The 18,743-nt window shown below is 62.3% G+C and carries 18 protein-coding genes; 3 read left to right on the top strand and 15 right to left on the bottom strand.

Annotated elements, in window-relative coordinates; translation table 11 throughout:
• Positions 1-33: 33 nt before the first annotated feature.
• Entirely contained in the window at positions 34-405 is a 372-nt protein-coding gene (locus THI_RS18895; protein WP_013106311.1) for a CZB domain-containing protein, read from the bottom strand.
• An 81-nt stretch (positions 406-486) separates the two neighbouring features.
• Here THI_RS18895 and THI_RS18890 point away from each other — a divergent pair, with 81 nt between their 5' ends.
• Positions 487-780 carry a hypothetical protein gene (locus tag THI_RS18890; RefSeq protein WP_013106310.1) on the top strand — a complete coding sequence of 98 codons (294 nt, stop codon included), beginning with the start codon at positions 487-489 and terminating at the stop codon, positions 778-780.
• Between the two features lie 37 nt (positions 781-817).
• On the opposite strand, the gene THI_RS10930 is transcribed toward THI_RS18890, so the two are convergent.
• The 14 genes from THI_RS10930 to THI_RS10870 all read right to left on the bottom strand — a co-directional run bounded on the left by THI_RS10930 (position 818) and on the right by THI_RS10870 (position 15,958).
• Positions 818-1,234: a hypothetical protein gene (locus THI_RS10930; RefSeq protein WP_013106309.1), complete on the bottom strand. Its 417-nt coding sequence runs from the start codon at positions 1,232-1,234 to the stop codon at positions 818-820.
• Positions 1,212-2,225: an IS110 family RNA-guided transposase gene (locus THI_RS10925; protein WP_013106308.1), complete on the bottom strand. Its 1,014-nt coding sequence runs from the start codon at positions 2,223-2,225 to the stop codon at positions 1,212-1,214. Before THI_RS10925 ends, THI_RS10930 begins: the two co-directional genes overlap by 23 nt.
• A gap of 159 nt (positions 2,226-2,384) precedes the next feature.
• The gene (locus THI_RS18130) at positions 2,385-7,520 is read right to left on the bottom strand and encodes a diguanylate cyclase domain-containing protein (protein ID WP_079668493.1); all 5,136 of its coding nucleotides are present in this window, start codon (positions 7,518-7,520) and stop codon (positions 2,385-2,387) included.
• Between the two features lie 102 nt (positions 7,521-7,622).
• Positions 7,623-8,402: an oxygen-binding di-iron domain-containing protein gene (locus tag THI_RS10915; protein WP_013106306.1), complete on the bottom strand. Its 780-nt coding sequence runs from the start codon at positions 8,400-8,402 to the stop codon at positions 7,623-7,625.
• Positions 8,403-8,459: 57 nt separating this feature from the next.
• Positions 8,460-10,028, bottom strand: coding sequence for an STAS domain-containing protein (locus THI_RS10910; RefSeq protein WP_013106305.1), 1,569 nt, complete (start codon positions 10,026-10,028; stop codon positions 8,460-8,462).
• A 13-nt stretch (positions 10,029-10,041) separates the two neighbouring features.
• Entirely contained in the window at positions 10,042-10,434 is a 393-nt protein-coding gene (locus THI_RS10905; protein WP_013106304.1) for an FHA domain-containing protein, read from the bottom strand.
• A gap of 3 nt (positions 10,435-10,437) precedes the next feature.
• Positions 10,438-10,968, bottom strand: a complete 531-nt coding sequence (locus THI_RS10900; RefSeq protein ID WP_041608994.1) for a pilin — start codon at positions 10,966-10,968, stop codon at positions 10,438-10,440.
• Positions 10,969-11,008: 40 nt separating this feature from the next.
• A complete protein-coding gene (locus tag THI_RS10895) occupies positions 11,009-13,102 on the bottom strand; it encodes a putative bifunctional diguanylate cyclase/phosphodiesterase (RefSeq protein WP_013106302.1) in 2,094 nt (697 codons plus the stop codon).
• Positions 13,103-13,120: 18 nt separating this feature from the next.
• Entirely contained in the window at positions 13,121-13,663 is a 543-nt protein-coding gene (locus THI_RS18125) for a CZB domain-containing protein (RefSeq protein WP_013106301.1), read from the bottom strand.
• A 553-nt stretch (positions 13,664-14,216) separates the two neighbouring features.
• Complete coding sequence (locus THI_RS10885; RefSeq protein WP_255356491.1) at positions 14,217-14,537, bottom strand: HU family DNA-binding protein; 321 nt, start codon at positions 14,535-14,537, stop codon at positions 14,217-14,219.
• A 216-nt stretch (positions 14,538-14,753) separates the two neighbouring features.
• Positions 14,754-15,284, bottom strand: coding sequence for a nucleoside 2-deoxyribosyltransferase (locus THI_RS10880; protein ID WP_013106299.1), 531 nt, complete (start codon positions 15,282-15,284; stop codon positions 14,754-14,756).
• Positions 15,281-15,454, bottom strand: coding sequence for a hypothetical protein (locus THI_RS18885; protein WP_013106298.1), 174 nt, complete (start codon positions 15,452-15,454; stop codon positions 15,281-15,283). Before THI_RS18885 ends, THI_RS10880 begins: the two co-directional genes overlap by 4 nt.
• Entirely contained in the window at positions 15,454-15,732 is a 279-nt protein-coding gene (locus THI_RS10875) for a hypothetical protein (RefSeq protein WP_013106297.1), read from the bottom strand. The genes THI_RS18885 and THI_RS10875 overlap by 1 nt, the downstream gene beginning before the upstream one ends.
• Before the next feature lie 19 nt (positions 15,733-15,751).
• Positions 15,752-15,958, bottom strand: a complete 207-nt coding sequence (locus tag THI_RS10870) for a hypothetical protein (protein WP_157096574.1) — start codon at positions 15,956-15,958, stop codon at positions 15,752-15,754.
• Between the two features lie 251 nt (positions 15,959-16,209).
• On the opposite strand from THI_RS10870, the gene istA reads away from it, so the two are divergent.
• Both istA and istB read left to right on the top strand, forming a co-directional pair.
• Positions 16,210-17,730, top strand: coding sequence for an IS21-like element ISThsp2 family transposase (istA, locus tag THI_RS10865; RefSeq protein ID WP_013104226.1), 1,521 nt, complete (start codon positions 16,210-16,212; stop codon positions 17,728-17,730).
• On the top strand, positions 17,723-18,541 hold the full coding sequence (istB, locus tag THI_RS10860) for an IS21-like element ISThsp2 family helper ATPase IstB (RefSeq protein WP_013104225.1): 819 nt from the start codon (positions 17,723-17,725) through the stop codon (positions 18,539-18,541). The genes istA and istB overlap by 8 nt, the downstream gene beginning before the upstream one ends.
• Positions 18,542-18,743: the final 202 nt, after the last annotated feature.

Raw genomic sequence — 18,743 nt, 5'->3', positions numbered from 1 at the left:
GCAGGGCGGGGCGCATGGACAGGCGGACCGTCGTCAGTCCGAAGAATTTGACCCAGCCAAGGCATCGCGTAGGGCGGTGAGATGGCGCAGGAGGCGTTGGGAGATCTGTGCAAAGTCCCCGTGCTGAACGGATTGCAGGGCGCTCTCTGCTGCGCCGGCTTGAATCAAGGCAACCACGACGGCGGCCTTGGCGTGGAAATCAGCGTGTTCTTGCAGGAGGCGATCTAGATCTTGCGCATGCACAGCAGCCAACGGGCGGTGGCGGTTCAGCCATTGGCCTAAGGCACAGCGGTTGGGATGGCAGGCGGTTTCTGCGTCTAGTCGCTCGCCCAGATCCCCCAACCCGCATCGACGCAAACGGGCGCTCCATTGCTGGTGGTCTTCGATCACGTCCTGCAAATCCATCTCGGCCGATTGCGGGGTGCAGGGAAGGGCGCGAATTCTGTGGGGATTGGCGGGTTCGGGCGGTCGCGGCGAAGACCCAACATGGATTTTCTGCGCGCGTCGCATACTGTGCAGCAGGTGCGTGGCGAAGTGTCGCAAACGCAGCGGGACGATCTCCTGGCCTGCTCGCGGCAGCCGAATCGAGTGCGAGGTGTGAGCATTCATCGTGTGCGGCGTCTACTTCTCAAATCTATCGATTGGATTCTGACGGCGCAGACCGCGCCGGTCTTTGCGCCAGATCGAATTTTGGAGGAGAGTCTCACAAAAATGCGCACCCCACTTTTAGTGCGCGCGATCTGGTTCCGGCAGGGGCTGCACACGGCGTATCAAGCATGACAGGCTGCATTTGGAGCGGCGTTGGCCTCGGCGCGGGCTATGGCCTTGCCGCCAGCACGGGAGGGCGAATGATGAGGCGCAGCGTCACGACGAACAGGCCTTCGTCACCGACGCGTTGCCCCTGGCGGCAAGAGGACACCTCGGCGTAAATCCAGTCGGGTTCGTCAGCGCCCGGTTTGCGTCGATCGAGCATGATGGGTTCCCCGGGCTCCAGCGCAAAGGTGGTGAGCAGGACGCGCTGCGCCGCGTCGGGGCCGAGATCGACCCAGATGGCAGCCTGCGCTGGCGCGCTGGTATGCCAACCCTGCCGCAGCAAGACGGGGCGCTTGTTGACCGGGTAGCGGTTGTCCAGATGCAAATGCGCCGTTTTGCGCAGCAACTCCTGCAGCTCGGGTTTGTTCCAGTCAACATCGACGAGGCGCTGCGTGGGGTCAGATGCCGTCTTGAAAGTCAAGTCGATTGCCCAAGATAGTGGCGTCAAACGCGTTGCGCGACTTGAGCACCCCGTAAATCTGGCGGATCAGCTTGTGCATGCAAGCCGCGATCACTGCCTTGGGCGCCAGCCCATCGCTCTTGAGGCGCTCGGCGAACACTTTCATCAATGGGTTGTATCTCAGCGCCACCATGGCTGGCATGTACAGGGCGTGGCGTACAGCTGCGTGGCCACTGCGCGCAATCACACTGCGCCCTCTAACCGAGCTCCCTGACTCTTTGATCTTCGGTGTGACGCCCACGAAAGCCGCCAGCGCTTTGGCGTTCTTGAATCTGTTCACGTCGCCCAGATACGCCAACACCTTGGCCGCCGTGGTGTTGCCAAGGCCTGGAATGCTGGTGATCAGCGAAGCGTCTTCCCTGAGCTTGGGGTGGCGATCAATGTGGTCGTCGATCTGGTTTTCCAGCTCCTTGATGCTGTCTTTGAGCCATTGCATGTGCCCTTCGATCAACGCGACCATGCTCGGTTGATTCAGCGCCGCTTCCAGGCGGTTGGCTTCTTGCTGGTGCATGTCTTTGAGCGCTTGAAGCCGATCCACCAAAGCACGCAGTTCCCGAACTTCGGGAGGCGGTGGCGTCCAGGGCTCGGGGTGCATGGTTTGGGCAAACCGGGCCAGCAAGGCGGCATCGGCCTTGTCGGTCTTGTTGCGCACCATGCCGCTTTGCGCAAAGCCTTTGATCCTGGCGGGGTTGACCACGCTGACCGTCCAGCCTTCATCACAAAGAAAGGTGCACAGCGCTTCGCCATAGGGGCCGGTGGCCTCGGTGCAAATCTGGGTGTCCGGCTGCGTGCAGCCACGTTGAGACAACCAGTTCAGCAAAGCGGCGAACCCTATGGCATCGTTGTTGAACACATGGGATTTGAGTTTGCCTTTGTCATCAAGCCGAGCCACATCGAGTTTGGCTTTGGAGACATCGATACCCACCCAGTTGCAGTCAGTCATTCCGTTCATCGCATCGGACCTTCCTCGTATGCGGGTTTGCGGGCCGCGCAGAAAGGCGGTGGCGTCTACCTAAGTTACCGTTCGGTCTTGTTGAAGCGAAAAAACGGCCGGGAGCACTTATCTGACCCACGGGCTTAGACTGCTCTGAAATTCAAAACCGCCATGGCCCTAAGTCTTGCCAGCATCATCCCGACCGGCCTGTTCAACGTCTGCATTTTCTTCAGAAATTGAACCGACTAGGGGAAGATACGAAGGTCTTTGTGGCTCATGCTCGGCTTTCATCAACAAGTCGACCATGCGGTCGGTAGCCGCGCGGTATTGCGGCGAATGAATGTCTTGTTCGCGGGCGAGGACGTGCAATTGCGCGTGCAGACGACCAATCTCGCTGTCCACGAGACCTTTGCGGCGCAGATAGCCGCCCAGGAGGCATTGCTCATGCGCTGGTGCGGCGACGGTGATATGGGCGTCGCGTTCTCCGTATTCCCAGCGCCAATGCGCCGCCAAAGCGCCCAGCACGGTCTGCGGCTGGAACGGATCGATGGACAGCGCGAAGGTCTTGCTCCACTCCGCCAGACCATCAGCGGGCATGGGATGGGCCAAGGCGAAGCCCTGACCCTGGTCCGCCCCGAGGATGGCAGCCACCTCGATCAGCCCGGGTGATTCCAGCCCCTCGACCACCACATCGAGTTCAAGCGTATGCGCCAGACGGATGAGCGAGCCGATGAAGCCGATCACGCGACGCGGTTCTTTTTCCGCTTCGCGCACCAGTCCCTGGTCGATTTTCACGGTCTGGAAGGGCAGACTCCTCAGGCGCAGCAGGCTGGAGTATCCCGACCCGAGATCGTCCATTTCCAGATGCACGCCAAGGTCAGACAGGGCGCGCACCGCCGCGTCCCGCGCCTGTGGATCGGGGAAGTCCGCGCTCTCCAGAAGTTCAAGATGGAGCCGACCCGGTTGCACTACAGCGCGCTCGAGGGCCTGGGTGATCCAGCGCGCGCAGTCTGGCTGCAGCAGCACTTCGGGCGGAAGATTGATCGACAGCGCAGTGCGCATGCCTTGAGCTTCCCAGGTGCGCAGATGTTGCAGCGCCTTGTCCAGGCCGAGGGTGAACAGCCGGGTGATTTCGCTCGCGCCAAACCAAGGCAGGAACGCTGCCGGCATGGCCCACTGTCCATCCGGTGCGCGCAACCGTGCCAGCGCCTCGACGCGCGTGATGCAGCCTTGACGCAAATCGATGACCGGCTGCGCCCACATGTGCAAGCCCTCGGGCGTCAGCCGAGCGCGCCATTGTCGGCGCTGCTGATCGGACAGCACTTGGCGCGGCGCTTGCCGCATTCCGGCCAAGGCCTGCCCGACCGCTTGCCCGAGTAGCGTGAGATGGCGCTGAATCCAGTGCGATTCGAACTGATTGGGATAAGCGCCATACACGCTGAGAATGGCGACCATGCGGTCTTCGCCATCGCGCAGGGGTATCGACGCGGCGCTACGAAACCCGACCTCCTGGGCCGCCGCCCGCCAGGGTTCGGCGCGCGCATCGCGGGCAAAGCTGAACACGGTTTCGATGCGCTCGCTGCGCCAGGCGCGACTTTGACTGGCTTGCGCCAGACGATCGCTGTCCGCGACCCCGGGCAGATAGTCTTGCTGATGGCGCCGGAAATGCGCGACATAGGTCTCGAAGCGTGGCGTGGAGAATTCCACCACCATGCGCCCTTGTTCATCCGGACGCCCTAAGGCTGCGGCCACCATGCCGGGCAGATGCGTGAGTTCGTCGAGCAGCCAGCGCAGGAAGTCGATGCGGTTAGTGAAGCCTTGGGGCGACCGCCAGAGAGACTGGACCGAAGTCGCGTAGTGTTCCTGCACGGTCTGCTCGCCTTGCGCCTGCGCCCGCAGCTCGACGCGCAAGCGGCTAGTGGCGATGCGTTGCAGCGCCAAGCGATCGGCCTCGCGCAGCGGGCTGTGCTGGATGAGCGTCATCGCCTGTTGCAGATACATCTCGAAGGCGTCGACCAGCGCCGTGGTGGACACTCCCGTCAAGGCGTGCACGCGCCCCAGTTTGCGGGCGTCTTCGCGGTGCGACGCTTCCTCCAGATCCGCCGAGAAAAAGCTCAGCAGATGCGTTTGCTGCATCTGCTGCAGATGCGCCAGCTCCGACTCGCTGAGGGTTTGCAAAACGGCCTGCATGTCGGGCTGCTGCGCCATGTCAGCATAGAACCGCTGCACAAAACCTGCGGCAAAGGCGCTGACCTGCGGCTGCAGCAAGCCCAACAGACGCCCAGCCTCGGGGCCATAGGGCAGCACGGCGCCCGAGGCGACCTCAGTCCAGATCGCATCGGCAGGCGCCTGCCCGGGGTGTTGCCCAAGTTCGTCATAAAGTAGCCACCAACGCGCTCGCCCGCTCTTGTTGGACTTGCAGGCATAGAGTGCGGCATCTGCGGCGCGAATCAGCGCATCGGCGTCGGCGGCATCTTGGGGATAGAGCGCCAGTCCCAGGCTCAGACCTACGCTGGCGCGTTGACCGTCGGGCAAGTCGAACGGCGCTTGCACCACCTCGTGCAGACGCGACAGCACGGTGTCCAGATCCGCTTGCTGCGTCAAATTTTCCAGCACGAGAACGAATTCATCACCACCCAGGCGGCCGATGAAATCGGTATCGCGCAGAGCCTGCTGGATGCGCTGGGCAAAGTCGCGCAGCAAGGCGTCGCCTGCAGCGTGCCCCCATTGATCGTTCACGGGTTTGAAATCGTCCAGATCGAGCATGCCCACGGCCAGAATCTGTTGCTGGCGCCGCGCCCGGCTGATGGCGCGCGACAGATGCAGTTCCAGGGCGGCGCGGTTGGGCAGTTGGGTAAGCACGTCGCGGGTGGCGCGCTGGCGCAACTTGCGTTCCAGACGTTCTCGCCGCAGCGCGCCTGCCATCAAATCGGCAAGCAGCCGGACGTTCTCGGCCTGCTGTGCATCGGGTGCGTATGCCGGGTGGCGAGAAAACCAGGCCAGCGCCAGAATGGCCAGCGTTTGGCTCCCAGCGCGCACCGGAACGAGGTAATTGGCTTTGAGGCCGCTGTCCACGAAATCCGGCAGGGCTTGGGGGTCTGAGGCGTAGTCCGGCTGGAAAATCTCGCGGCCTTCGCGGATCGCCTGTCCTGCTGATCCGGCCTCAACGGGGAAACGATAGGCGGCGAATCGTTGCTGGTAAGCGTCGGGCAGGCCGTGAAAAAAGCGATAGCTCAGCGAGTCGTCGTCGCGCTCGATGAAGGCCGCGCCATCGGCGCCGACCAGATGCGCGGCGGCCTGCGCAGCGCGTTCGAAGAATCGGCCGAAATGCACTTCGCGCGCCAGCGAGCGCAACAAGGAGAGCGGCAGCAAAGCCTGTGCGTTTGCGCGCGGGACGCCGTGGCGCGGGGCTGCAGGCGCGGCATCCGTCGTCGGCAGAGGGCCATCGAATAGAACGCAGCGGTTTTTTCCTTGGGCTTTGGCTGCGTACAGCGCCGTGTCGGCGCAGTCCATCAGCACGGCGAGCCGGGTCTCGTCATCGACGCCCTGCAGCGCCGCCGCGGGACACCACGCCACGCCGATGCTGCTTGTTGGCAGCGGCAGCGCTTGGCCATCGGGGCATTGGGTCACCTGGCCGTCAATCTCCAGGCGCATCTCGTCGGCGCGTTGCAGCGCCTGGTTCGCGTCAAGGTCAGTCAGTAGCAGGCAGAACTCCTCTCCGCCCAGGCGCGCGAACACGTCCTGTGACCGGACCTTGGCCTGCAGCAGACTGGCCACTTGCTGCAACACCTGATCGCCGCAGGCATGCCCGCGGGTGTCATTGACGAGTTTGAAGTCGTCCAGATCGAACAGTACCAAGGCCGCCGCTTTTTGTTGCGCGACCAGTTCGCGCAGCCGCGCGGCGGCCTGCGCCATGAAGTGACGCCGGTTGGGCACGCCGGTGAGCGCGTCGGTCAGGGCCTGCTCCTGCAGCAGCACCTCACGCTGTATCCGCTCGGAAATGTCCTTGAATGCGAACAGCAGCGCGTCCGCTTCGTCGAACTGGGTTTGAATCACCGAGGCGAGCACCCACACCACCGTGCCATCGCGGCGGCGAAAGGCGATTTCACGGTTTTGTGCGGCATGGTGTTGCCGCACTTCGCCCAGCAGGAGCTGGCGCATGTCGGGGTCGAGCCATTGCGCCAAGGCGGACAGGTCGGCCAGATTGGAATGGTCGGTCTGACCGTGGGCAAACAGTTCGCGCGCCGCCGGATTGGCATAGAGCACCTGCGCGGCGTCCGGGCTGGTCATCACGATGGGCGCGGGCAGGCGCTCGATCATGTCGCGGAAATTGTGCTCCTTGCGAAACAAGGCCTGGGCACGTTCCTGCGCCCGGCTTTCCAGATCCCTATTGAGCGCGCGCAGTGCGGTCATGGCCTCCTGTCTTTGGCTTTGCAGGGCGCCGGCGAACAAAATGGCCGCTGACATCGCCATGCCGAGGAGTTCCACGCCGATGACGGCCTCAGTCATGGGCAAACCCGCATAAGGGCCATAGCCTGCCATCGTCGCGCCGAGAACCAGAATAAAGGCGACGGCCAGATGCAAGAGCGTAAGCCACTGATCCAATCGAAACACTGACCAGATGGGCGGCAGCAGCAGCATGCCCAGGACGCCAAGGCGCGCGGGCAGGCTCAGGCTCGGCGCAAAAAACGCAACGCCCCAAACCATCAGGCTGAAGGCCAGCGCGGCCAGCCCTTCTGCATGCAACAGCAAACGCCACCAGCCCGTGCCTGTGCCGCGGCGCAGCCACAGCAAATGCGCCACGGGCGCCAGCATCAGCGCTGCGGAAGCATCGCCGATGGCCCATCCCAAACAGGTTGGAAGGAGTCGCTCCATCCCCTGTCCTTCGAACGCGACCAGTCCGACCGCGCCGATCAAGCCCGACAGCAGCCCCTGGACAGCGCCCATCCAGAGCAAAAACCAGATGACGCCCGCAGGCGAGTTCCAAAACTGCGGCTTCACCTCGGTGCTGCGTCGCAGACCCCAGTTTGCGACCATCGGCGCGAGCACATTGCCCAAGGACACCCAAAGCGCGCCCGCCAGACTCCAGTCGAACAATGTGACGTTTACCCACAGCGATCCCAGAAAAATCGCTGGCATCGCGCGCCAGCCCCACACCAGGGCGGCAAACACGGCCAGCGCCGCAGGCGGCCAGAAGGGCGAGACCCCGCTGAAAATCTGCGCGGGCAGCGTGCCCAGCAAGGCATACCCCAGGAACAGCGCGCCGCTCAGCAGCGCCCAGCGCAGGATTTGACGGGGCTGAGGAAGCGTCATGCGCGACTCCGCGGAGGGAAATCGCTGCGGCGCGTGATGTTCTGCGGGCAATGGGCCGTTTGGATCGCGGTAGATGTCTTGATGCCTGCGCGCGGACAACGCTCAAACACTCAAATCTCCCGACGGAATCTGATACTGCCCCGGCCCCATGAGATCGATGCCGCAGGACAGGCCGTCGAGCCAGTCGAGCAACTGGCCGATGGCCGCGCCGACCAGCGGCGCGCCATGCTGGGGCGCGATCATGGCGATGTCGAGCTGGCGCACCATGCGCACCCAGAGCTTGAGGATTTTATTGCTCACCATATAGCGCCGGTGAAAGGCCTCCATGCCCGGCGGAAAGGGGTCCAGACTGGTGAGGGCGTGCCCGGCTTTCTCCCCGCTGAGCAGCGACACGCCCAGATCGCCGGAGAACAGGATTTTGCTCACCGGGTCATAGAACTGGAAGTTGCCCTCGGAATGCATGAAGTGCGCCGGCAGCAGCCACAGGCTGGTCTGGCCGTAGCGCAATCTGCCACCCGCGTCGGGGACGGCGATGACGCGGTTATCGGTCTTGCCCAGTTTGCAGAAGTGCGGGGCAAACCGGGCCCAGAGGGAGGAAATCACCAGCTTGGCCTGGGTGGAGGTCATCCAGCGGTCGAGCGAGGCGATGATGTCGGGGTCGGCATGCGAGGCCAGGATGTAGTCGAGCTTGCTCGGCGCGATGTATTTGCGCATGGTCAAGCTGAGCTCGTTGTAGGTCATGTTTCCGCCCGGATCGAGGATGACGCCTTCCCCGTGGTCAACGATCAGGAACTGGTTGGCTTGAACCGCTTCTTCGTCGGGGACGAGATCGGTGAACAGCACGCAAGCGTGGTTGGCGTCTTTATAGAGTTCGATGGACATGGAACGCAGTCAAAAAAAAGAAAAAATGAGCGTAGATACAAACCCAAGGGGCGTGGATCAAGCCTGCACCTGCAGACCGACCGATTGCAAAAAGGGCACGAGCAGGGTGTGCGCGCCGCGCAGCTCGATGGATTTGCCAAGCTGTGTCTGCGCTTCCACCCAATTGAGCAAATCAGTCGCCGCCGCAAAATCGACGCGCTGCACGGCCTGCAGGTCCACATAGACTGTATCGGCCCGCAAGGACTGCGCTCTCAGATTGCGCAGGAAGGTGGCGTCTTTGCCGGAGAGTTTTCCGCTCAGGCGCACGCTGGTCTGGATCGATCCGGCGTCCAGGGCGCCTGCTTGGGTGGCCATGCGGGAAGGTTGGTGCGCGCTGTGCAAGGTGGTGAGGCCGCGCTCGGATGGGCCGACGCGCTTGAAGCGCGGGGCAACCCAGTCCACCGGGGAGCAAGCACAGGCGATGGACAACTCCACGGCAAGATCGGCAAATCCGGCTTCATCGCCGACCAGCCGCAGGGCTTGCAGGCGCAGCGCACTCTGCGCCGCAGTCGCCGGACTGGACTGCAGCCGGGTCGCGGCCAATAGCCTGTCCTCGCCGTGCAGCTCGAGTTCGGCCGGTCGATCATTGAGGACTTGCAGCGCTTGGCCCAACTCCGCCTGCAGCGGTTCGGCAATGCCGATCAGCGCGCTCCAGTCCAGCACCAGATGCCGGGCGGGATCCGCCACGAAACGCTCGAAGGCGTGCAACTGCAGGATGTCGAACTGCTCGGCAGCGAGAAAGCTCGCGGTTTGCAGGGGCGCGGCGGCCACAGCGTCCAGTTCGGGCCGAGGCAGGGGCGTCTGACCATACCGCTGCACATAATCGAGCGAACGCGAATGCAGTTTGTCCTGTTGGCCGGTGGCCCAGTAAAAATCGAGCAAAGCTTGGAAAAGCTGCTGCACCGTAAACAGTTCCTGCTCAGTCTGCAAGCTGGTCAGGAGATGCGATTCCACTTGCGCATCTCGCCCCTCGGCGAAATCGAAGGCGGCCAGCTCGATCACGGCGGGGATGGGCAGCACGGTTTGTCCCCACAACCCTTGCGGTCGTGTGGCAGGCGCCGAAGACGTTTTCAGCCGGGAGGCAGGCAGGAGTTGGCTTTGCGCCCAGCGCGGTGTCTGACTGCGGCGCAACGAACCCGGACGAAGCGTGGAGGCGGCAAACCCCACATGCGCCAGACCGCTGTGTTCAATCATGCCGCCGGGCAAGGTGGAACGACTCTCCCGGCTTTGTTCATTCTTCATCTGCCGTTCGATGACATCGATCTTGTGCAGGGTGTGCTGTCGGGTGGCGGCAGGCGCGGGCGGCGGAAGCGTGGAAGGCAAAGACAGTCCTTCGAGCCGCTCGCTCTTGAGGGCATGCCGATTGCGCATTTCGCGGCGCAGGATGTCAAACTCACGATTGCGAACCAGGATGGCCGCCTGCGCCGCCCATTGCGCCTCGCGCTGTTGCGTTTTTTGTTTTGCTTTGTCGAGAACCTCACCCTGCTGAAGCCGCGTTTGTGCCCAGTCCGTGGTCGGATGACGCACGAATCGGGCGATACGCGACAGAAAACTGGTGTGTGGCTGGAGTTTGGTCCGCTTGTTCATGTCACATGCAGCATCAAATCGACCGCATCAAATCGGTCGGCCCGAAATCAGCGGGCACGGTGAGCGCTTCATGGAACTGATCGTTGGTTTTTCGGGAGGGTTTGTCGGGGTTTTCGCGGGCGGAGGGCAGCAGTCGCAGCGTGCAGCCGCCGATGCGCAGCGTGTCTTGCGGAAGCAGGATCGAGGCGTTGATGCGCTTGCCATTGAGCCAGGTGCCGTTGGTGCTGCCGAGGTCTTCGATCCACCAGTCACCGTCGGTCTGCTGCAGAACCGCATGGACGCCGCTGACATGCGGATCGGGCAGCGCAATGGTGTTGTGGCGGTGTCGGCCGATGTGCAGGCGGGGCTGGCGCAGCGCGATGGCATGGCTGACTGCGTCTGGCAGGAAGATCAGGATTTTGCTCATGATTCAACGGCAAGGTGGCGGGGCATACTTAGACGGCAGGGTGGGTGTCGCATAGGTGGTCACGCCGCCTTTGGTGGTCTGCCCCCCGGAAAAACACACCCAGCGCAGGCTGCCTTCACCGGGCGCCGGTTGCAACACCAGCGTGTATCCAGTGGCTTGGTTGGGGTTGAGAAGCTGGTTGTAGGCGATGATGATGGTGCCGCCATAGCCCACGAGGACGCTGATGCTGTAGGTGCCGGACGGTGGTTCGGCGCCGTAGGCGCGAGTGCAATCCGCGGTGGCGCCGGTGCACACGGGATCGGTACTGGGCCAGTCAGAAATGAAGCTGCCGTGCGTGGCCCAATACTCGGCCACTGCGGTTTTGATGCCGGAGGCCAGGTTGATGCCTTCGGTTACTCGGGCGCGCACCATGTAGTCGCGATACTGGGGTATGGCCACGGCGGCGAGTATGCCAATGATGGCCACGACGATCATCAATTCGATCAGCGTGAAGCCGTGATCTCGCTGAACGCTTGGCCTGCGGCCCTTGCACATAGCCTTCATGGGGTTGTTATTCATGGCAGCCGCTCCAAGCTCAGGCGGGTTGCAATTGCGGCGCGTGCAGCACCCAGTCCCAGAACGCGGCATGCACTTCATCGCTGCACTGGCTGAGCTGCATGTCGGCATCGACATCGACATCGGTCTTGACGATAGCGGCACTCAAGCTCTGGTGGAACTGCGCATGCGCTTGCACCAGCCGTTGAAACTGCGGCTGCTGCGCATACAGATCGGTCTGCGACGCCAGCCAGCGCCCTAGATAGCAGCGCTGCGTGGCTTGTGGATGCCGCAGTTCTGCCATCTCCGCGTCATCCAGGGTATGAGAGAGCAGTTTGCGTGCGCGCATGCGGTGGGACACGAGCGCCTGAACCGCTCGCTCGGCATCAAGCACCTGCGGTCTGGCCAGGACGCCCAGCCAGGACAGTTCGGTTTCAAAAGAGTCGAGCCAGCCCATCACCTGTTCCGCAGGCATGGGTCGTGCAAACGCGTAGCCTTGCAGGTGCCGGAAACCGATCAGGCACAACGCTGCGCACTGCGCGCGCGTTTCCACCCCTTCAGCAATGGCGTTGATACCCAGCATGCGCGCCAGGCGCAGCATGCCATAGCTCAGACTCAGATCGATGCCGTCCTGCAGCAGATCGCGCACAAAACTGCGATCGATTTTGACGACCGAGACATCGAACTGTTGCAGATGCGCCAGACTCGCGTTGCCGGTGCCGAAGTCATCCAGGCTGATGGACAGGCCGAGCCGCCGCAATTCAAGAATGGTGGCATTCACCACGCGCGAACTCAGTGAGGGGCCGTGCTCGGTGATTTCCAGGCTGAGTTCTTGCGGCCTCACCTCGGGGTAGGCCTGAAGGCGCTCGCGCACCGTGCCCACGAAGTCTGGATGCGAAAAATGATGCGGAGAAATGTTGATGGCAAGACGCAGCGGCGAGCCTTGCCGCTTCCAGAAGGTCAACTGTTGCAGCGCTGCGTCGAGCACATATCGGTCAACTTCGATGCCCAACTGCGGATCGGCCAGCGCGGTTTCGAATTCTTCCGCGCGCCGCAACTGGTCCTGCTCATCGTGTAGCCGCAGCAGCGCCTCGAATTTGTGGACAAAAAATCCGTTGTGCTCCGGTTCCAGCGTGAGAATGGGCTGGTAAAAGAGTTGCAGTCGGCCTTGTTGCAAAGCGTCGCGCAACATCTCTCTTTGATGATGCAGGGTGTCATGCTGGTGTTTGAGCCGCTGCGAAAACAGCTTGAACCGATTGCGGCCGGCGGTTTTGGCGTCGTAAAGCGCCAGATCGGCGCGTTGAAACATCGGCGTCGAACTGCGCCCCGAGCCCCGTTGCACCGCCAGGCCGATGGAGCAGGACTGCCAGAGTTCGACTCCGGCGATCTGCATGGGCTTTGCCATCACGCGCAGCAGGCGTTCGCCAATCTGAACGGCCTGCTCTTCCGTGCGGCATTCCGGCATGAGGAGCGCGAACTCGTCTCCGCCGATGCGCGCGGGCATGTCGGTCAGGCGCACCAGCGCCTTGAGCCGGTCTGCCACCTCGGCCAGCACCGCATCTCCGGCAGGATGCCCCAGCGTGTCGTTGACCCGCTTGAAATCATCCAGATCAATCAAGGCCAGAGTGAAGCCATGTTGCCCCAATGGATGACGCTCCAGCATGGTGAGCCGACGGTCAAAGCCGCGTCGATTCAGCAGCCCGGTTAGCGGATCGCGTTCAGTGAGATATTCAAGCTGCTTTTGCTGCTCCTGGATGGCAGTCACGTCCTGCAATTGCCACAGCGCGCCTTGAATCTCGCCCTCATGCACAAAAGGGACGTAGTGGCGTAAGACAATCCGCCCGTCGCGCAGGCGGAGTTCCGCCTGGTCTGGGGCGTCCTGCTGGATCAGTGTCTTGATGCGGGCCAATTCCGCTTCAGAATCCTCAAAAGCCGGCGCCAGATGATCAAAAAAGGACCGCCACCCCAGGCCGATCAGTTCTGCCGGATGCCGGCGCAGGCTAAACAGCTCCAGGCAGGCGGGATTGATTTGCGCCACCTGGCCTGCCGCATCAAACGCCACTACGGCGCTGGGCAGATGGCGCAGCAGGTCTTCCATCTGCACTGCAATCGAGAAGGGGCTGGAGGTTGTCATAGGCGTGCCATGGGCGTGTCATGAACGTGAATCGGGCTTATGAAACTCGCTCAGCTCAAAATAGATTTGGCTCAGCAGCTTGGTGACGCGATGCGAGCAGCGGTTATAGGGGGCGTCGGTGCGCAAGGCATCGAGCGCTTGCTGGTGCAGCCCCTGATCAGACAGGCGGATGACCTCTGCCGCGAGCTTGTGAAAGTGCGCGTGTTCCTCTTTGAGGCGGGTCATCAGCTCAGGCGCGATGCGCAGGTCGCCCTCCTGCGTGGTCAGCCATTGGCCGAGGGTACAGACATCGCACCGTCCCACCACGGCGGGGTCCAGGGTTTCTTGCGATTGCCCTCTGACCACATCTTTGAGACGATTTTTCCAGCGCTGATGCGTGGCGATGGCTGAATAGAAATCCAAACCGGCCAGTTCTGACGGCACGTCGCCTTCTTCGGGCGTGGGCAGGTCGGATGGATGATCCTCTGCCGCAGACGATGCCGTGGCGGTTGTTGGGTGGGGCGTCTGGCGACCCAGATCGTTCGCGGTCGCTTGTTTGCGCAGCCAGTCAAGCCAGCTCATCATTTTCTCCGGGGTAGGGTTGGGTCAACCGGTAACGCAGTGCTGCGCGACTGGCATCGAGCCAAGCGTGTTATCCCGATGCAAGAACTTGACGCAAAAGTGCCTCAAGTGGCGAGACAGAGCCGGCGCAGGGGCCAGGCGCAAAGGAACAAACGCCGGGAAAAACATGGATGGGAGGTTGGTGAAATGTAAATTTCAGACTTTACAAACGACATCCTAAGCAGGTTTCAGGCAGAAATTTCCATCCCCTTATTGCAGGGGTACACGGAAAACTTGATTCTGTGATTTATTTCTCACAAAAAATAAAGTATGAGATTTTTCTCTAATATTTTCGAGAAGATCGCATATTGACGATTATCAAAATAAGATAAAGCCGTATGTGATTTCTGTCGTGAATTGTGCGAGGCGCTCAGCGCGGCTTGAGCCGGAATTCGAGCGCACCATCTCTGACCCTCTAGTCAAACCCCCGACCATTTCGCGCAGGCCGTTGATCACGAAGCAGGTCTACCCCTGAATTGCGCGAGCATGGCCCGGATTGCCGGGGCTGAACTTTTTAGAACGACGTCACAATGGGCGACGCACTCGCCGCATCGAGGGCAACAGGACTCAGGGCTGTTTGCTTCAGGGCAATCGGCTCCAGTGCCTGCAGCGGTTTGTCAGCCCTGAACTTTGGAAACCGGGCGGAGGCCTTCGGCACAGGCTTGGCGGTCTTCGGACTGCGCGTCAGATGAGCCTTGCGCAGCGAAGCGCTGAAAACGCCGAAATTGCGAATTTCCACCCGCTTTCCCTCGGCCACCGCTCGCATGATGCCGTTCAAAATGACTTCTCCAGCCTCTTCGGCATCCTTGCGCGCTAGGTGAGGGTGGCTCTCCAGCAGTCAGTCGATCAGTTCGGATCGGGTCATATCACCACTTGGGGCACCACCCGGTGTCGATACTGCTTTTTCAGGGGCGGTAGCAGGTTGTTCAGCCGCTGATACCGGCTGAACAAAAACGCCACGCATGGAGTACGGTGCGGTCGCCTTTATAGCCATAGGCGGTGTCCACCGCGCGGTCGTTGACTTGGTGGGCTAGTGCCGGAGCAGCTCATTTCAGACCCCTTCCATAACCGGCAAAGCCATGAGCAGCCGTTCGATCGCTTGCCATGGCGCAGGCGAGACGGAAAAACTACAAGCCAACATCAGATTGGCGGGCAGTCCAAAGTCCTCTACCAGTCCGCCGTCGTGACTATCGCGCACCCGGCCATCCGCATCACGCCAGACCTTGCGCAGCACGGCAGAGCGTTCTTGGGTGTTCCAGTGGTCACCGATCCAGGCGGCTACGGGTTTGCCGATAGCGGTGGCGAAAGCCGCCTCAAAGACAGTCCCGCTATCCGGTTCAACACCCCGGAATGGGCTGAGATTCACCAGCACCCCGTCGCAATCGCGCAGCAGACGCAAGTTGTGCTGGTAAATCTGCTCGGCCACCGAAAGCGGCCTTTCCGTATGCACTTCGAGGCCGTCGGTCGGAGCCACCGCCTCCAGACCTGCATTTGCGCAAGCCGCACGCAGGCGCGCATAGCGCGCATCACGATCCTCAAAGAACAAGTCTGGCCCGGCCAGATAGACCCGTGGTTTTGTCATCGCCGCTTCCCTCCAAACATTCTTGCTGCCAGCCACAGGCCAGCGATCACCACAACCGCCAGCCCAGCCGTCTGCATGACCGTCAGATGCCTCGTGGCCTTGAAAATCACGTCGTAGACCAGCCCATGCACCAGAGAGCTGACGGCCATGTGTCCGATGTCCAGGTGCATCACGTTTCCTCCACCGACTCACCGAGGACCATCACAGCGCCCAGGCTCGACACCGCAGAAATGCAGACATCCCGATGCGGCAGGTGCCCCCAGCGCAAAGAGGCCAGCGCAGCACGGGCGGGGTGCAACGCGACCGCGCTCTGTCCGGCGCTGCGCATGCTGTTCTGCGCCTGATCGAGGCAGCGGATCGCCGCCTCAATGTCAGCAGGAGAAGTCCGCAGGCCGATGCGCGCGAACGCGATCACCCGTTGGGGAAGTTCGAGCAAATCGTTGAGCACGGGGCATCCTCCTGTTCAATCACAGACGCTGAGAGCGCGTGGCCATGCGACGGCGTTTGATCTCCCAGCCCAGCCGCTTGTAGACCGCCCACAACAGACGCCCCAGCGACCAGAGGAGGGGAGACAAGACGATCAGTTTGGCCCAGATCGGCGCCATCCAGAACAGGTGGAAGAGGGCGTAGAGAACAATCATCGCGATGATGAACGTCATTCCGGCGGATTGCATCTGAGTGACCTCGATGGTTAGAACGCGCCCGGCTGGGTTTTCGCATTCATCATTCGCTTGTAGTAAGCGCTGGCGGCTACGTCGCACGCCGGGTCATAGGTTTTGGCCTGTTCTTTGACTGTTGGGTTGAGGTAGGTGTTCGTGCCGAACGAAAATTGACCCACTTTTGAAGGTTATGCCGACGCAAAATTGACCCGGGTGTTCCACCTACCCTGCTGCTTTTTTAGGCACGGGGAGCAGGAGTGATCACCATGGACATGATTGGCAAGATCCGGCGGATGCATTTCCGCCAGAACAAATCCGTTCGAGAGATTGCCCGCAGTACGGGGCTGTCGCGCAACACGGTGCGTACCTGGCTACGCCAGCCGGGCGATGTCGTACCGCGGTACGCGGCGCGGCGAACACAACCCTCGCGCAAGCTCGCGCCCTATGTGGAGTGGCTCCGGCAGGCCGTGGCCATTGATGCGCAGCGTCCTAAAGCGCAGCGGCGCACGGCCAGGGCATTGCATGCCGAGTTGAAGCGACAAGGCTATGACGGCGCCTACAGCCGCGTCACCGATTTACTGCGCGCTTGGCGACAGGCCGATGGCACGAGCGCTGTGCACGCCTTCGTGCCCTTGACGTTTGCGCTGGGCGAAGCCTTCCAGTTCGACTGGAGTGAAGAGAGCATGGTGGTGGGCGGCGTGCCGTACCGCGTGCAGGTTGCCCACGTCAAGCTGTGCGCCAGCCGTGCCTTCTGGCTGGGGGCCTATCCCAGCCAAGGTCACGAGATGCTGTTTGACGCCCATACCCAGGCGTTTGCCGCCTTCGGCGGAGTGCCGCATCGCGGCATCTATGACAACATGAAGACAGCCGTCGACAAAGTGCACCCGCGCAAGAAGCGCGACGTCAACGCGCGCTTTGCGGCGATGTGCAGCCACTACCTGTTCGACCCCGACTTCTGCAACGTCGCTTCCGGTTGGGAGAAGGGGGTGGTGGAGAAGAACGTCCAGGACAGCAGGCGACGTGTGTGGATTGAGGCCCTGTCGACGCCCTGGCGCTCCTTTGCCGAACTCAATGCCTGGCTGGCCATGCGCTGCCGTGGCTTGTGGCAGGAGATCTTCCATCCCGAGTTCAGCCAGTTCACCGTGGCCGAGATGCTCGAGCACGAGCAGCCGCACCTCATGCCCATGCCCACAGCGTTCGACGGCTATGTGGACAACACGGTCAAGGTCAGCAGCACCTGTCTGGTGGCCATGGCTGGCAATCGTTACTCCGTGCCCTGTGAACTCGCCGGGCGGCGGGTGAGCACCCGGGTGTATCCCACCGAGGTGGTCGTGGTGCATGACGGCGTGTGTGTGGCCCGCCATGCGCGGCTGGCCAACCGGGGACAGACCACCTACGACTGGCAGCACTATGTGCCGCTGATTCAACGCAAACCCGGGGCGTTGCGCAACGGCGCGCCGTTTGCCGATCTGCCCCAGCCCTTGCAGCAACTGCGCCAGGCGCTGCTGCGGCAAGACGGGGGCGACCGGCTCATGGCCCAGGTGCTGGCGCTGGTGCCCGCATCCGGGCTGGAGGCGGTCCTGGTGGCCGCTGCGCTGGTGCTGGAAGCCACGGCCCCGTCCGGGCGCATCAGCGTGGAGCATGTGGTCAACGTGATGGGGCGCTTGCAGACCGGCCCCCAGCCCGCCCAAGTGACCACGGCCTTGACGATGGCCGATCCACCCCGCGCCGACACGGCCCGCTATGACCGCCTGCGGGTGACTGACGAGGAGCGAGATCATGCGTGAGGTCATTGCGGAACTCAAGGCGTTGCGGCTGCACGGCATGGCCGGCGCCTGGGCCGATTTGCAAGGTCTGGGGACGAACGCCAGGCTGGATGCCGCGCAGTGGCTCGTCGAGCATTTGCTGCAGGCCGAGCAGGAAGATCGCGCCGTGCGCTCGGTACGCCATCAAATCCTCTCGGCCCGCTTCCCGGTGCACCGCGATCTAGCGGGGTTTGACTTTGATGCCTCAAGGGTTGATCGCACGCTGGTGGGGCAACTCGCCAGCATGGCCTTTACCGAAGCCGCGCACAACGTCGTGCTGGTGGGCGGGCCCGGCACGGGAAAGAGCCATCTGGGCACGGCCATCGGCGTGGCGGGCATCACGCAGCACGGCAAGCGGGTGCGGTTTTACTCCACCGTCGATCTGGTCAACGCGCTGGAGCAGGAGAAGGCGCAGGGCAAAGCCGGGCGGATTGCGGCAAGCCTCTTGCGTATGGACTTGGTCATTCTCGATGAGCTGGGGTATCTGCCCTTCAGTCAGGCGGGCGGGGCTTTGTTGTTCCATCTGCTGTCCAAGCTCTACGAGCACACCAGCGTGCTGATCACGACCAATCTGGCCTTCGGCGAGTGGTCCAGCGTGTTCATCGATGCGAAGATGACCACCGCCTTGCTCGACCGGCTCACACACCACTGCCACATTCTGGAAACCGGGAACGAGAGCTACCGCTTCCGTCACAGCACGGAAACCGCCAAGACCCGCATCAAGGCGCGGGAGCAAAGGCGTTCGGGCACAGCACAGGCACCCCAGCCCGCTGAGCCCGAGACACCGCTTTGACCCCCACAAGCCCTTGGGGCAAGCCGCTCTGGGCTACGCCCGACGCAGCTTGCCCCAAGGATCCAAACCCACCCACCAGGAGCCAACCCCACGCAAAAACCGTAGACTTATCCACACCCGACTGCGACGCAGTCGGCCTTAGACCCCGGGTCAAAATTGAATCGGCACGGTGGGTCAAAATTCCATCGGCACGAACACGCGC

Source organism: Thiomonas arsenitoxydans, from assembly GCF_000253115.1.
Lineage (GTDB): Bacteria > Pseudomonadota > Gammaproteobacteria > Burkholderiales > Burkholderiaceae_C > Thiomonas > Thiomonas arsenitoxydans.
Note: the sequence above shows the minus strand (reverse complement) of the source record. Positions and strands in the feature narration are given on the sequence as shown.